The sequence below is a fragment of the Streptomyces sp. NPDC051555 genome (assembly GCF_044454405.1).
GTDB lineage: Bacteria > Actinomycetota > Actinomycetes > Streptomycetales > Streptomycetaceae > Streptomyces.
On the sequence record NZ_JBITDP010000007.1, the window covers coordinates 37,937 to 51,017 of the forward strand.

Below are 13,081 nucleotides of genomic sequence, written 5' to 3' on the forward strand. Positions count from 1 at the left end.
ATTCTTTATTGGTCATCCAGGGTGTGGCCGGGCCGGTCCCGCCCCCCGTCGAACGGGACCGGCCCCGCACTCGATCAGCTGCGGAGCGGGCCCTCGCAGCTGTAGCTCGACGTGCCCGCGACCTTGTTCGACCAGATCTCCAGGGCGCCGAAGGAGCAGTTCATGTCGGCGAGGTTGTTGGAGACCGCGCCCGCCCGGTCGAGGAGGAAGTAGTCGACCGTCTCGGACATGTCCTTGAAGTTCTGGTCGTCGCTGCGCCAGTTCTTCAGGTTCGCGGTGATCCGGCCCGTACAGGTGAAGCGGCGCTTGCCGGGGTCGCCGTTCTCCACGCAGTCGGGGGTGTTGTAGGTGGCGGTCGCGAAGGAGGACTTCACCGACGCGAGGGCGGAGTCGCGCAGCCGGTCGTTGGCGGTGAAGACGGTGTTCGGCACGTACAGGTCGTTCACCTTGGCGATCTGCGCGTCCAGGAACTTGTCGTAGTCCCGCTGGAGGTAGCTGTCCGAGCCCATCCGGGTGCGCCAGGCGTCGTAGCCCGCCACGTCGTTCGCGCGCAGGTGGGTGTACATCTCGCGCAGCGCCGAGGGCTTCTCGGTCCACAGGAACTCGAAGAACGTGCCCGCGTAGTTGTAGAAGCGGAAGCCGTCGCCGTCGTAGGTCGCGCTGAGCAGCTGCTGGACGCTCATCCGCGGCCCACCGCCGGCGGTGTCGTTCATGACCCCCTTGACCAGGGACTTGCGCACGGCGATGCCGTTGTCGCGGGTGGCGCCGTCGAAGAACTCCGCGGTGCCCTCGTCCATGGCCGTCGTGCGGTCGTTCTCGTACCAGGGTCCCTGGCCGAAGAAGCCGGGCACCGCGTAGCGGCCGTTGAGGTAGTGGGTGTACTCGTGGCGGAACAGCTCCTCCAGCGTGAGGGAGGAGTCCTGCGGCACGCGGCGCTGGTAGGTGTAGAAGGTGGCGCCGTTCTCGATGTAGACGCCGCCGTTGTTGGTGCCCATGCCGGTGAGGATCGGGTGGTAGTTCTCGTAGTCGGCGCGGGAGGCGTACAGCACGATGTTCAGGGTGGTGTTGGGGTCGCCGGCGAGCGGCTGGTCGGTCCCGAGCACCCGGTGGAACTGGGTCTTGACCTGCTTGCTCGCGTAGTAGAGCTGGTCGACGGTGGCCCGGTCGAGGGCGGTGCGGACCTTGATGCCGCCGTTGTCGTAGGAGTAGGTGTTGGGGAAGAGCTGCTTCTCGATGTCCTCCTTGCACACCCCGTACGGCTTGCAGGCGTTGTAGGTGTTGAGCCAGGACACCACCTTGGCCCACTGCTCGCTGCCGTTGCCGAAGGTCGCCCTGACGGGTTCGAGCAGGGCGCCGAGGTCGGCGGATATCTGCGCCTGCAGGCCCTCGACCTGGCCGAACCGCCCGTACTCGCTGATCGCGTCGCGCGCCGCCCAGGCGTTGACGGTGCCCTTCAGGTGACCGTAGCCGGCGTAGGCCTTGAACGCGGCGCGGTAGGCGGGGTCGGCAGCGACCGCCGCGTGGAAGGCGGCGTCCTGGTTGCCCGGGTAGACGCCCAGGTAGTTCACGGACAGGCCGGCGAGCACCGCGCCCGCCCAGGAGGCGTCCAGGTTGGTCTGCGGGTGCGCCGGGTCCAGGGTGACCAGGACCTTCTTGATCAGGCCCAATTGGTGCTGGCGCAGGCCCGGGGCGCTGCCGGCGTAGAGGGCCTCGCGCAGGGTGCGGGCGTTGGAGGCGCTGACGTCGAAGGTGCGGGCGGCGCCGCCGAAGTCGGCGATCGCGCGGCGCATGGCGTCGACCGTCGGGGCGTCGGTGACGTCGATCTCGGTGTGCGAGTAGTCGTGGTAGACGACCGCGTGCAGGTACGTGAACATCTCCTCCAGGTGCGAGGAGTTACGGCCGTCGTGCGCGGCGGCCAGGCTCGATATCCGCCGGGACACGGCCTGGACGTGGGCGTCGGACATCACCGGGGCGAGCCGGGCGTCCCAGGTCCAGATGAGTCCGCGCAGGCAGCCGTCGGCCGTGACCGCGGAGTCGCCGAGGAAGTCGGCGAACTGCTCGGGGCTCAGGCCCGTGATGCCGTCGAGGGTGCAGGGGACGCCCGCGGCCACCAGGCCGCTCGCGTCGGCGCCCCGGGCCGTCGCCTTCCCCGCCTTCTCGGCGCCGCGGTCCGCGAGTCGGGTCGCGCTCGGGGCGGGGGCCGGGGCGGGACCCGCGATCCTGCCCGGCTCCTGGCCGGTGCCCGGCGCGGGGGCCGGTGCGTTGGTGAGCGCCGGGGCGCTGGCGAGGCGGTCGACCTCGTCGAAGGGGTTCTGACCGGCCGGGGCCTGGGCCGGGGCGGCGGCGGGCGTGCCCGAGGCGAACGTCGTGGGGACCGGGGCGGAGCCGGTACCGGCCGCCTGGGCCACGACCTGGCCCGCGGAGGCGAGCAGGGTCACCGTGACGGCGGCGGCGAGGAGGGACGTACGCACAGCTCTGTGCTGGGACACCGGGAACTCCTGGTTGCGGTGAGGGAGGTGGGGGAGGTGCAACTGCCCTGATTCACACGGCGTTTGACGGGGATTAACTGCCCGCCGTGTGACCTGTAACATAGTAATGTGAAATTGCACTGACAACCCCTGTGCGCCCACCAGTTCACGCCTTCCCAGGGAGCTTTCGTGACCGACCGCACCTCCCGCCTCAATACGGGCAGCCACGATCTGCCCGTATCGGCCGAGTTGTCCGCCTTCATGTCCGGAAACTGGTCCGCCTCACCCCTGCCGACCGACGCCCGGGTCGCCGCGCACGACGTCACCCCGGCCCGGCGCGCCCGCCTGTCGGCCCGCTTCCCGGGCGAACGACTGCTCGTCCCGGCGGGCGAGCTCATGGTCCGTTCCAACGACTGCGACCACCGCTTCCGCCCGCACAGCGCCTACGCCTGGCTCACCGGCCTCACCGGCGAGGACCAGGTGGGCCACGTACTGGTGATGGAGCCGGCCGGGCCGCGGGGACACGAGGCCGTCCTGTACCTGCGCCCGCGCTCGGCGCGCACCGACGGTACCGAGGAGTTCTACCGGGACCGCCGCTACGGCGAGTTCTGGGTCGGCCGGCGCCCCGACCTCGCCGAGGCCGAGCGGCTCACCGGCATCCGCTGCGCCCACCTGGACACCCTGGGCACCCCCGACGCCCGCGACGCCTCGCGCGATCCGGCGCTCGCCGCCGCCCTCTCCGAGCTGCGCCTGGTCAAGGACGCCTGGGAGGTGGGCCAGTTGCAGCTCGCCGTCGACCACACGGCCGCCGGTTTCGAGGACGTCGTACGGGCGCTGCCGCGCGCGCTGGCCCACCCGCGCGGCGAGCGCTGGATCGAGGGGGTCTTCGGGCTGCGCGCCCGCGCCGAGGGCAACGGAACCGGCTACGACACGATCGCGGCCTCCGGAGCGCACGCCTGCGTGCTGCACTGGATCCACAACGACGGCCGGCTGAACCGGGACGAACTCCTGCTCCTGGACGCGGGCGTGGAGACGGACACCCTCTACACCGCCGACGTCACCCGCACGCTCCCCCTGTCCGGACGCTTCTCACCCGTGCAGCGGCAGGTGTACGAACTGGTGCTGGCCGCGCAGGACGCGGGCATCGCGGCGCTGCGCCCCGGGGCCAGCTTCCGCGACTTCCACCGGGCCGGGATGCGGGTCATCGCCGAGGGGCTCGCCGACTGGGGCGTCCTGAAGGACGCGGAGGGGGACCTGCACCGCCGGTACACCCTGTGCAGCAGCGGCCACATGCTGGGGCTGGACGTCCACGACTGCGCACAGGCCCGCCGGGACGCCTACCTGGACGGAGTGCTGGAGGAGGGGCAGGTGCTCACCGTGGAGCCCGGCCTCTACCTCCAGCCGGACGACGAGACGCTCCCGGCCGAGCTGCGGGGCATCGGCGTGCGGATCGAGGACGACCTGGTCATCACCGCGGAAGGAGCGCGCCTGATGTCAGGCGCGCTCCCCCGCACGGTCGCGGGCATCGAGGAGTGGATGGGGACGCTGCTGGAGGGCTGACCCCCACGAGGCCTATGGCCTACCGGTTGCCGCGCCAACCACTGTCGTGGCTCCCACTGTTGTTGTCCCAGTTGCCGTTGCCGTCGTGGTTCCAGTTCCCGTCGTGATTCCAGTTCCCGTCGTCGTGGTTCCAGTGATCGTTGTTCCAGCTGCTGTTGTCCCAGTTGCCGTCGTGGTTCCAGTTGCTGTTGTCCCAACTGCTGTCGCGGTTCCAGTTGCCGTCGTGGTTCCAGTTGCTGTCGCTGTTGTTGTCCCAGCACCAGCTGGGACGGTCGTCCCCGCGCGAGGGGTCGCAGCAGGTGCGCCAGTCCTGGCCGCGCCAGTTGTCGGAGCACCACCAGGTCTGCGGTTGGGTCTGTGGCGCGGTCTGTGGGAGGCCCGCGGCGACGGCACTGCCGAGGGGGGCCAGGCCCAGAACGATTCCGGCGGCCCCGGCGACGATGGCCGGGGCGATCGCACGGCGCATATCCATGCACCTCCGAGTATCGGAGAGGATCTATGAAAAATGGGGCATATCAACCCTAGGCGAGGAGTGCGATGCCGTCGAGTTCGACCATCGCCTGCTCGTCCCACAGCCGGGTGGTGCCGATGACGGCCATGGCCGGGTAGTCGCGACCAGCCAGCCGGTGCCAGATGCGGCCCAGCTCCGGGGCGCAGGCCCGGTACTCCGCCACGTCCACCGCGTACACGGTCACCCGCGCCAGCTCCGCGGGGGTGCCGCCCGCGGCCGCGAGGGCGGCCAGCAGGTTCCCCAGGGCCCGCTCGAACTGCTGCGGCAGGGTGTCCCCCACCACCTTGCCCGCCGCGTCGAGCGCCGTCTGGCCCGCCAGCAGGACCAGCCGGGACCCGGTGGCCGCCACCGCGTGCGAGAAGCCGGTCGCCGGGGAGAGGCCGGGCGGGTTGATGCGTTCGATCACCGGGTCACCCCCGCCGGCCCGTGCTGCGCCTGCTGCGCTTGCTGCCCGTGCTGCGCTTGCTGCCCGTGCTCGCCGTACAGCGATCGCGCGATGATCGTGCGCTGCACCTCGCTCGCCCCCTCGTAGATCCTCGGCGCCCGCACCTCCCGGTACAGGTGTTCCAGCAGGTGGCCGCGCTGGAGCGCGACCGCGCCGTGCAGTTGGACCGCGTGGTCGACGACGTACTGCGCCGTCTCCGTGGCCAGCAGTTTCGCCATCGCCGCCCGCCGCGGCACGTCCGGCGCGCCGCTGTCCGCGTCGTACGCCCCGGCCGCCGCGTAGACGAGCAGCCGGGCGGCCTCCGTGCGGGTGGCCATCTCGGCGACCCGGTGGGCCACCGCCTGGAGGTCGCCGAGCACGCCGCCGAATGCGGTGCGGCGCGCGGTGTGCGCCAGCGTCGCGTCCAGGGCCGCCCGGGCCATGCCGACGGCGAAGGCGCCCACGCTGGGCCGGAAGCGGTTGAGGGTGTCCATGGCGACCCGGAAGCCCCGGCCCGGCTCCCCCAGCAGGTCCTCGGGCCCCACCGGCACCCCGTCGAAGCGCAGGGCGCCGATCGCGTGCGGGGAGAGCATGTCGAGGCTCTCGCCGGTCAGGCCGGGCCGGTCGGCGGGGACCAGGAAGGCGCTGACGCCCTTGGCGCCCGGCCCCTCACCCGTCCGGGCGAAGACGGTGTAGAAATCCGCTTCGGGGGCGTTGGAGATCCAGCGCTTCTCCCCGGTGAGCCGCCAACCGCCGGCGCCCCCGCCCCCGCCGCCGGCCGCATCCGGCTCCGCGGCCAGCGCCAGCGCCGCCGCGTCGGAGCCGGCGCCCGGCTCACTGAGCGCGAAGGCGGCGACGGTGCGACCCGCCCGTACGCCGGGCAGCCAGCGCTCGCGCTGCGCCGCGCTCCCGGCGCTCAGCACGGGGTGCGCCCCCAGGCCCTGGAGGGCCAGGGCGGTCTCGGCCTCGGTGCAGCCGTAGGCGAGGGACTCCCGCAGCAGGCACAGGTCCAGCGCGCCCGCGCTGAAGACGCGCTCCAGCAGGCCGTGTTCGCCGAGCGCCGCCAGCAGCGGCCGGTTGACGCGCCCCGGTTCACCTTTTCCGGCGAGCGGGCCGAGCCGTTCCGCGGCCAGCGCGCGCAGTCGCTCGCACCATTGTTCTTGTTCCGGGTCGAGCGCGAATCCGGCCATCCGATGCCTCAGTTCTCCGCGTGGGCCACTGGGATCATGCCGTACCAGTCTTATCGCGTGCAGTTGACTGTCGTCACCATCACGATACGCTCGTGACGCGTCCGCACGGCCGGCACCACCCCATCCGGGACCGTCGCAAGGGGGCGAACCCGCCTTGAAGCTCATGCCTTCCGCCCATGCCGACACCTTTGCCCGTGACCATCTGCCGCCCGACCACGAGTGGCCGGAGCTGCTGTTCCAGCTGCCGGAACTGGCCTATCCGGACCGGCTGAACTGCGGGGCCGAGCTGCTCGACGCCACGGTGGCCCGGTTCGGCGCCGACCGACCGGCCTTCCGCACCGGGTCCGGCGAGGTCTGGTCGTACGGCGAGCTGCGCGAGCGGGTGGACCGGCTGGCCCACGTGCTCACTGTCGATCTCGGCGTGGTCCCCGGCAACCGGGTGCTGCTGCGCGGACCCACCGGGCCCTGGCTGGCCGCGTGCTGGCTGGCGGTCATGAAGGCGGGGGCGGTGGCCGTCACCGTCCTGGCCCAGCAGCGGTCCCAGGAACTGGCCACGGTGTGCGAGATGGCCCGGGTCCGGCACGCCCTGTGCCACGCGGACGTGGTGGCGGACCTGGCCCGGGCCGAGGTGCCCGGGCTGCGGATCACCCCGTACGGCGGCGAGGACCCCGACGACCTGCTGCGGCTGGCCGAGCGGAGCCCCGCCACGCCCTACCGCGCCGTGGACACCTCGGCCGACGACGTGGCGCTGATCGCCTTCACCTCGGGCACCACCGGTCGGCCCAAGGGCTGCATGCACTTCCACCGGGACGTACTGGCGGTGGCCGACACCTTCTCCCGGCAGGTCCTGCGGCCGCGGCCGGACGACGTCTTCACCGGCAGCCCACCGCTGGGCTTCACCTTCGGCCTGGGCGGTCTGGTGGTCTTCCCGCTGCGGGCCGGCGCCTCCGCGCTGCTGCTGGAGCAGGCGGGGCCGCGGGTGCTGCTGCCGGCGCTCGCCGAGCACCGGGTGACGGTGCTGTTCACGGCCCCCACCGCCTACCGGGCGATGCTGGACGAGCTGGCGGCGTACGACCTCTCGGCGCTGCGGCGCTGCGTCTCGGCCGGCGAGAACCTGCCGGCCGCCACCTGGCAGGAGTGGTACGAGCGGACCGGGCTGCGCATCATCAACGGCATCGGCGCCACCGAACTGCTGCACATCTTCATCTCGGCGGCCGACGCGGACATCCGGCCCGGTACCACCGGCCGGGTGGTGCCGGGCTGGCAGGCGCGGGTGGTGGACGGCGCGGGCCGGGAGGTGGCCGACGAGGAGCCGGGGCTGCTGGCGGTGCGCGGTCCGGTCGGTTGCCGGTACCTGGCCGATCCCCGGCAGGGCGAGTACGTGCGGGACGGCTGGAACGTCACCGGTGACACCTACGTCCGCGACCGCGACGGGTACTTCCGCTACGTCGCCCGCGCCGACGACATGATCATCTCGTCCGGTTACAACATCGCGGGCCCCGAGGTCGAGGAGGCCCTGCTGCGCCACCCGGATGTGGTCGAGGCAGCGGTGGTCGGCCGCCCGGACGAGCGACGCGGACAGATCGTGGTCGCCTACGCGGTGGCCCGGCCCGGCGCGGAGCCGTCCGAGGAGGAGCTGCGCGCGTTCATGCGGGCGGAGCTGGCCCCTCACAAGTGCCCGCGCGCCTTCGTCTTCCTGAGCGCGCTCCCGCGGACTCCCACGGGGAAGCTGCAGCGCTACCGGCTGCGCGATCTAGAGTGATCCCGTGGCCGAGCAGCACACCCCACGATCCTTGATCGTCACCTTCTACGGCGCCTACGGGCGCGCCTTCGACGGACCCGTCCCGGTGTCCGCCCTGATCCGCCTCCTGGGCGCGGCCGGGGTGGACGCCCCGGCGGTCCGCTCCTCGGTGTCCCGGCTCAAACGGCGCGGGTTCATCCTCCCGGCGCGCGGGGCGGACGGCGCGGCGGCGTACGACCTCTCGGAGGAGGCCCGGCAGCTGTTGGCGGACGGCGACCGGCGGATCTATGCCGACGCCGGTTCCGACGGCGGCGGCGAGTGGCTGCTGGCGGTCTTCTCCGTGCCCGAGGAGGAGCGGCACAAGCGCCACCTGCTGCGCTCGCGCCTCGCCCGGCTCGGTTTCGGCGCGGCCGCGCCGGGTGTGTGGATCGCCCCGGCGGCGCTGTACGACGAGACCCGGCACGCCTTGGAGCGGCTCCAACTGACTCCGTACGTCGACCTGTTCCGCGGCGCGCACCTCGGCTTCGCCGCCACCGCGGAGGCGGCGAGCCGCTGGTGGGACCTGGCGGCCCTGGCCAAGCAGCACGAGGAGTTCCTCGGCCAGCACGAACCGGTGCTCCGCGGCTGGCGGTCGGGGCCCGGGCCGACCCCCGAGCAGGCCTACCACGACTACCTGTTGGCGCTGGACTCCTGGCGGCGGCTGCCGTACGCCGACCCCGGCCTGCCCCGTGAACTGTTGCCCTCCGATTGGCCGGGCGAGCGCGCGGCGGCGGTCTTCGCGGCGCTGCACGCCCTTCTGTGGGAGCGCGGGGCCGCCTTCGCCCTGCCCGGGCCGGACGCCCCCTGAGCGGGAAAAGGGGGTGCCCGCGCCCCGCGTGCCCCCGCACAATGGCCCATGACCTGGACCTTCACTGAAGACCTGACGGCGTACCTGGATGCGGCGGGCCCGGCGGTGGCCGCCCATCCCGTGCCCAACACCCTGCTGCTGACCACCGCCGACGCGCTGCGCCGGCGCGGCCCGCAGGCCTTCGGGAGCGGCACCCCCTACTTCGGCTGGTGGACCGGCCCCAACGGGGTGGTCGCGGCGGGCGCGGTCTGCACCCCACCCCATCAGCTGCTGGTGGGCGCGCTGCCCGCCGGGGCGCTCACCGCGCTGGCGCAGGCCCTGCACACCGAGCCCCTGCTGGCGGACGTGGCCGGGTTCAACGCGCGCCGCTCGGACGCGGAGGCGCTGGTGGCCGCCTGGGGCCGTCCGGTCGACATCGAACACAACCGGCTGTTCCGGCTGGGCACCCTGGTGCCGCCCTCCCCCGCGCCCGCGGGCACGGCCCGGCTCGCGACCGAGGAGGACCTGCCGCTCGTGCTGGACTGGATGGGCGCCTTCGCCGTCGAGGCGGACACCCTGCGGGCCGGCGACTCCTGGGCGCGCGACCGGCTCTCCTACGGCGGCGTATTGCTGTGGCAGGACGCGGCCGGGACGCCCGTCTCGCTGGCCAGCTTCTCCCGCCCGCAGGCCGGGGCCTCGCGGGTCGGCCCGGTGTACACCCCGCCGGAAGCCCGCGGGCACGGCTACGGCGCGGGGGCGACGCACGCGGCCTCCCTGGGCGCGCGAGCGGCGGGCGCCGCCGAGGTGATCCTCTTCACCGACCTCGCCAACCCCACCAGCAACCGCCTCTACCCAAGGCTCGGCTACACCCCGACCGGCGACCGCTCGAACGTACTGGCCCGCGCCTGACGGGGTCCGACACCGCGGGCCATGGACGGCGACGGCCGGGCGGAGCCGTCAGAGCCAGCCCTTCTGGGCCGCCTTGATCCCCGCTTCGAAGCGGCTGGTGGCGCGCAGCCGTTCCATGATCGAGGACATGTGGCGTCCGACGGTTCGCGAGGAGATCTGGAGCCGTTGCCCCACGGCGTCGTCGGTCAGTCCGCTCCCGAGCAGCCGCAGGATCTCGCGTTCGGTGGCGGTCAGGCTGGTCTGCGGATCCTCCGGCCGGGTGGCACCGAGGGGCACCGCCGTACTCCAGGCCTGCTCGAAGAGATCGAGCAGTGCGGTGAGGATGCCGGGTTCGGTGACGTGGAGGGCGCCCTTGCGGGTGTCGACCGGGTCGACGGGGACGAGCGCCTGGGCGCGGTCGACCACGACGATGCGCTGGGGGACCGTCGGGGCCGTCCGTACCTCGCTGCCCTGGCCGAGGAGCCAGTGGGCGTAGGCCGTGATGTGGGGCTGGTTGCGGCTGGCGTCCTGGTACAGCGTGCGCATGGTGATGCCGCGGCCCAGTGCCTGCGCGTCGGCGGGGCGGCTCGCGTCCAGGTCCTCGGGGCGCTGGCTGCCCGGCTGGCTGCTCAACACCTCCGTGGTGGCCGCGCGGCCCATCTGCTCTAGGCGGCTGTGGATCGCGTCCATGCCCTCCAGGCGTTCCCCGTGGTGTGCATGGTGTTCCGCCCGCTCGGCGACCATGCGGGTGACGGCCGCGCGCGAAGCTGCCAGCCGGGCCTGGCGGGCCGCGAGTTCGGCCTCCTGGTCGGCCAGGATGTCGGCGAGGCCGATCTCCGGGCTGACGGCACGCAGCTGGCCGGGGCGTTCGGCGGAGGCCCGTACGAGCGTCAGCCGGCTCAGTTCGTCCAGGTGTTCGTGGACCTCGGCGGGAGTCATGGCGCAGTGCCCGGCGATCTCGTCGAGGCTGTAGCGCGGGTGGTCCAGCATCACCTGGTAGACCATCGCGGCGGCATTGGTCAGCCCGAGTACGTCCAGCATGAGATCCCCCCAGATCACCGACCGTGTTTCCACACGGCTCTCGCCGGCCATCCAACAGGGGTGAATGCGCCATTTCAAGATCTTTCGCAGGGGAGGGCGGAAGCATCTCGCCATACGGGCGCCCGTTCCCCTCGGAGCGGGCGCCTCCGTGACGGAGCGGCGCGATGGAACAGCTCTTTGACATGGGCATGCCCATCTGTCCGCATCCGGACAGTCCGGTTGGGGACACCCGGAAGGCCTTCCGGTGGTGCCGACGGGAGGCGAAGCTAGTGATCGCCGCCAGGGAAACAGCCCGGACGGCCACCGGACAGAGCGTCAACCGCGGGACGCCCCACCGGTGCAGGACCATCCGTCACCTCCACAGGCAAGGACTCTCCCCATGATCAGCACCCGAATCGCTCAGGCCGCCGCGGTGGCTTCCCTCTCCCTGACCGCGATCGTGCTCGTCGCCGGCGGCGCCGGCGCCGCCCCCCGCACCGCCACCGTGACCGCGGCGTCGGACAGCCTCGGCTGGGGAGCGGCTCCCGCCGACAGCCTCGGCTGGGGAGCGCCCTCCGCCGACAGCCTCGGCTGGGGGTGATCCCGAGATGGAGATCGTCTACGCCAGCCTGGTGCTGCGCCGCCCCGACGAGTGCGCGACGCAGCAGACGGCGGCCGAGGCCGTGGACGCCCTGTGGGCCCACGCCCTGCCCGAGGCCGGACTCCAACACGTCAGCGCCCGCTGCGAGGCCGGCCGGATCGACTTCCTCCTCTACCTCATGAGCCCCGCCGAGCTGGGCGTGCCCGCCGCCGAGTACCGCGCCCACACCCTGATCGCGCACGGCCAGCGGACGTCTCCCCTGCTCAACCTCCTCTTCCTGCCGCCGCGACCGCTCGCGGCCACGGCGCACCCCACCGGCTGACCGGTTCCGGACCCCGCCGGCCGCCCTTCGCCGGGAAGCCGGGCCGCGCCCCACCGACGCGGCCAGGACGTCCCCACCGACGCAGGCCGTCCCCACCGACACGGACCGGCCGTCCCCGCCGACCACGCGCCCACCAGGCGCAGTTCACGACGCACCCCGCCACGCCCTCGCCGTCCCCGTCCCGCGCACCGCGCAGGCCGTGTCGAGAAACCGCCCCACCGGCCCGAGAGCCCCGTACACGCGCATCTCCCGCGTACGAGCGGCCCGGCCGCCGCCCCCTCCCGTCCCGTGCACCCCTGCGAGGTCTCCCATGCCCGAAAACTCCCGCGCCACCGCCTTCCGCCGCACCACGAGGACGGCCGCCACCGCGGCCGTGACCATGACCGCGCTGGCCCTGTCGCTCGCCTCGGCGGCCCCCGCGGGCGCCGCCTCCGTGTCCACCTGGGACAAGGTCGCCCGGTGCGAGTCCACCAACGACTGGCAGGCCAACACCGGCAACGGCTACTTCGGCGGCGTGCAGATCCTGTTGTCGACCTGGAACGCCTTCGGCGGCCGCGAGTACGCCTCCTACCCCCACCAGGCCACCAAACAGCAGCAGATCCTGATAGCCGAGAAGATCCTCGCCGGACAGGGCGCGGGGGCATGGGGCAGCTGTGGCGCCAAGGCCGACCTCGCGTCCGACCACGCCGACCCGTATCCGGACGTCCCTCCAGCTCCCGTCGGCATGGTCCACCTCACCGCGGCCGACTTCACCGGTGACGGCAAGGCCGACCTCGTCGGCGTCGAATCCGCCACCGGCAAGCTGTGGTTGTATCCCGGGACCGGCTCCGGCGCCCTCGGCGCCCGGGTCCAGATCGGTGCCGGCTGGGGCGGGATGAGCAAGCTGGTCGCGGCCGACTTCACCGGCGACGGCAAGGCCGACGTGCTGGCCGTCGAGAACTCCACCGGGTCCTTCTACGCCTACCCGGGCAACGGCGCCGTCAACGGCATGAACACCCTGGGCGCCCGGACCCAGATCGGCGCCGGCTGGGGCGCGATGCGCGACCTCACGGCCATGGACGTCGACAAGGACGGCAAGCCCGACCTGCTGACCATCGACGGCAACGGCGCGCTGTGGTCCTACCAGGGGGCCGGCTCCCTGAACGGCATGAACACCTTGGGCGCCCGGACCCAGATAGGTGCCGGCTGGGGCGGCATGACCGAACTGACCAGCCCCGGCGCTCTGAACGCGGACGGCAGGCCCGACCTCGTCGCGGTCGACCCGGCCGGTGCGCTGTGGAAGTACCCCGCGACCGGCTCCCTCGACGCCATGAACACGCTCGGCGCCCGGACCCAGATCGGCTCCAACTGGAACTCGATGCGCCAGCTCGTCGGCGCCGACTTCAACGCCGACGGAAAGGGCGACCTCGACGCGGTCCAGGCCCCCACCGGTTCGACCGGCGACCTCTACTTCTACCCCGGCAACGGCAGCGGCGCCTTCGGTGACCGCGCCCGCATCGGCTCCGGCTGGTAGCCCCACGGCCCCGGCCC

Annotated in this window: 12 protein-coding genes; 7 read left to right on the forward strand and 5 right to left on the reverse strand. The window is 72.8% G+C overall.

From position 1 onward, the window contains the following. Window positions 1-74: 74 nt before the first annotated feature. Entirely contained in the window at window positions 75-2,489 is a 2,415-nt protein-coding gene (locus tag ACIBEA_RS16885) for a collagenase (protein ID WP_399261521.1), read from the reverse strand. A 168-nt stretch (window positions 2,490-2,657) separates the two neighbouring features. On the opposite strand from ACIBEA_RS16885, the gene ACIBEA_RS16890 reads away from it, so the two are divergent. Next, on the forward strand, window positions 2,658-4,028 hold the full coding sequence (locus tag ACIBEA_RS16890) for an aminopeptidase P family protein (RefSeq protein ID WP_399261523.1): 1,371 nt from the start codon (window positions 2,658-2,660) through the stop codon (window positions 4,026-4,028). Window positions 4,029-4,047: 19 nt separating this feature from the next. On the opposite strand, the gene ACIBEA_RS16895 is transcribed toward ACIBEA_RS16890, so the two are convergent. From ACIBEA_RS16895 to ACIBEA_RS16905, 3 genes are read right to left on the reverse strand one after another with little or no spacing between them, the layout of a single operon-like run. Next, a complete protein-coding gene (locus ACIBEA_RS16895) occupies window positions 4,048-4,494 on the reverse strand; it encodes a hypothetical protein (RefSeq protein ID WP_399261525.1) in 447 nt (148 codons plus the stop codon). Window positions 4,495-4,549: 55 nt separating this feature from the next. Beyond that, the gene (locus tag ACIBEA_RS16900; RefSeq protein WP_399261527.1) at window positions 4,550-4,945 is read right to left on the reverse strand and encodes a RidA family protein; all 396 of its coding nucleotides are present in this window, start codon (window positions 4,943-4,945) and stop codon (window positions 4,550-4,552) included. Next, window positions 4,942-6,153: an acyl-CoA dehydrogenase family protein gene (locus ACIBEA_RS16905; protein WP_399261529.1), complete on the reverse strand. Its 1,212-nt coding sequence runs from the start codon at window positions 6,151-6,153 to the stop codon at window positions 4,942-4,944. The genes ACIBEA_RS16900 and ACIBEA_RS16905 overlap by 4 nt, the downstream gene beginning before the upstream one ends. Before the next feature lie 163 nt (window positions 6,154-6,316). Between ACIBEA_RS16905 and ACIBEA_RS16910 the strand changes: the two genes are divergently transcribed. The 3 genes from ACIBEA_RS16910 to ACIBEA_RS16920 are packed head-to-tail and all read left to right on the forward strand — an operon-like array spanning window position 6,317 to window position 9,629. Continuing rightward, window positions 6,317-7,915 carry an AMP-binding protein gene (locus tag ACIBEA_RS16910; RefSeq protein ID WP_399261939.1) on the forward strand — a complete coding sequence of 533 codons (1,599 nt, stop codon included), beginning with the start codon at window positions 6,317-6,319 and terminating at the stop codon, window positions 7,913-7,915. A 4-nt stretch (window positions 7,916-7,919) separates the two neighbouring features. Then, complete coding sequence (locus ACIBEA_RS16915) at window positions 7,920-8,741, forward strand: PaaX family transcriptional regulator C-terminal domain-containing protein (protein WP_399261531.1); 822 nt, start codon at window positions 7,920-7,922, stop codon at window positions 8,739-8,741. 48 nt (window positions 8,742-8,789) lie between these two features. Next, complete coding sequence (locus tag ACIBEA_RS16920; protein ID WP_399261533.1) at window positions 8,790-9,629, forward strand: GNAT family N-acetyltransferase; 840 nt, start codon at window positions 8,790-8,792, stop codon at window positions 9,627-9,629. A gap of 48 nt (window positions 9,630-9,677) precedes the next feature. Here the strand turns inward: ACIBEA_RS16920 and ACIBEA_RS16925 are convergent, their stop codons facing one another. After that, the gene (locus ACIBEA_RS16925; protein ID WP_399261535.1) at window positions 9,678-10,649 is read right to left on the reverse strand and encodes a LuxR C-terminal-related transcriptional regulator; all 972 of its coding nucleotides are present in this window, start codon (window positions 10,647-10,649) and stop codon (window positions 9,678-9,680) included. A gap of 379 nt (window positions 10,650-11,028) precedes the next feature. Here ACIBEA_RS16925 and ACIBEA_RS16930 point away from each other — a divergent pair, with 379 nt between their 5' ends. The 3 genes from ACIBEA_RS16930 to ACIBEA_RS16940 all read left to right on the forward strand — a co-directional run bounded on the left by ACIBEA_RS16930 (window position 11,029) and on the right by ACIBEA_RS16940 (window position 13,064). Further along, the gene (locus ACIBEA_RS16930) at window positions 11,029-11,229 is read left to right on the forward strand and encodes a hypothetical protein (protein ID WP_399261537.1); all 201 of its coding nucleotides are present in this window, start codon (window positions 11,029-11,031) and stop codon (window positions 11,227-11,229) included. 7 nt (window positions 11,230-11,236) lie between these two features. Further along, window positions 11,237-11,551, forward strand: a complete 315-nt coding sequence (locus tag ACIBEA_RS16935; protein WP_399261538.1) for a hypothetical protein — start codon at window positions 11,237-11,239, stop codon at window positions 11,549-11,551. A 310-nt stretch (window positions 11,552-11,861) separates the two neighbouring features. Beyond that, window positions 11,862-13,064 carry an FG-GAP-like repeat-containing protein gene (locus ACIBEA_RS16940; RefSeq protein ID WP_399261540.1) on the forward strand — a complete coding sequence of 401 codons (1,203 nt, stop codon included), beginning with the start codon at window positions 11,862-11,864 and terminating at the stop codon, window positions 13,062-13,064. The last annotated feature ends 17 nt before the right edge of the window (window positions 13,065-13,081 follow it).

Coding starts and splice junctions, on each gene's coding strand:
- ACIBEA_RS16895 (WP_399261525.1), bottom strand. CDS start 4,494: ATGCGCCGTGCGATCGCCCCGGCCATCGTCGCCGGGGCCGCCGGAATC.
- ACIBEA_RS16905 (WP_399261529.1), bottom strand. CDS start 6,153: ATGGCCGGATTCGCGCTCGACCCGGAACAAGAACAATGGTGCGAGCGA.
- ACIBEA_RS16910 (WP_399261939.1), top strand. CDS start 6,317: ATGCCTTCCGCCCATGCCGACACCTTTGCCCGTGACCATCTGCCGCCC.
- ACIBEA_RS16920 (WP_399261533.1), top strand. CDS start 8,790: ATGACCTGGACCTTCACTGAAGACCTGACGGCGTACCTGGATGCGGCG.
- ACIBEA_RS16925 (WP_399261535.1), bottom strand. CDS start 10,649: ATGCTGGACGTACTCGGGCTGACCAATGCCGCCGCGATGGTCTACCAG.
- ACIBEA_RS16930 (WP_399261537.1), top strand. CDS start 11,029: ATGATCAGCACCCGAATCGCTCAGGCCGCCGCGGTGGCTTCCCTCTCC.
- ACIBEA_RS16935 (WP_399261538.1), top strand. CDS start 11,237: ATGGAGATCGTCTACGCCAGCCTGGTGCTGCGCCGCCCCGACGAGTGC.
- ACIBEA_RS16940 (WP_399261540.1), top strand. CDS start 11,862: ATGCCCGAAAACTCCCGCGCCACCGCCTTCCGCCGCACCACGAGGACG.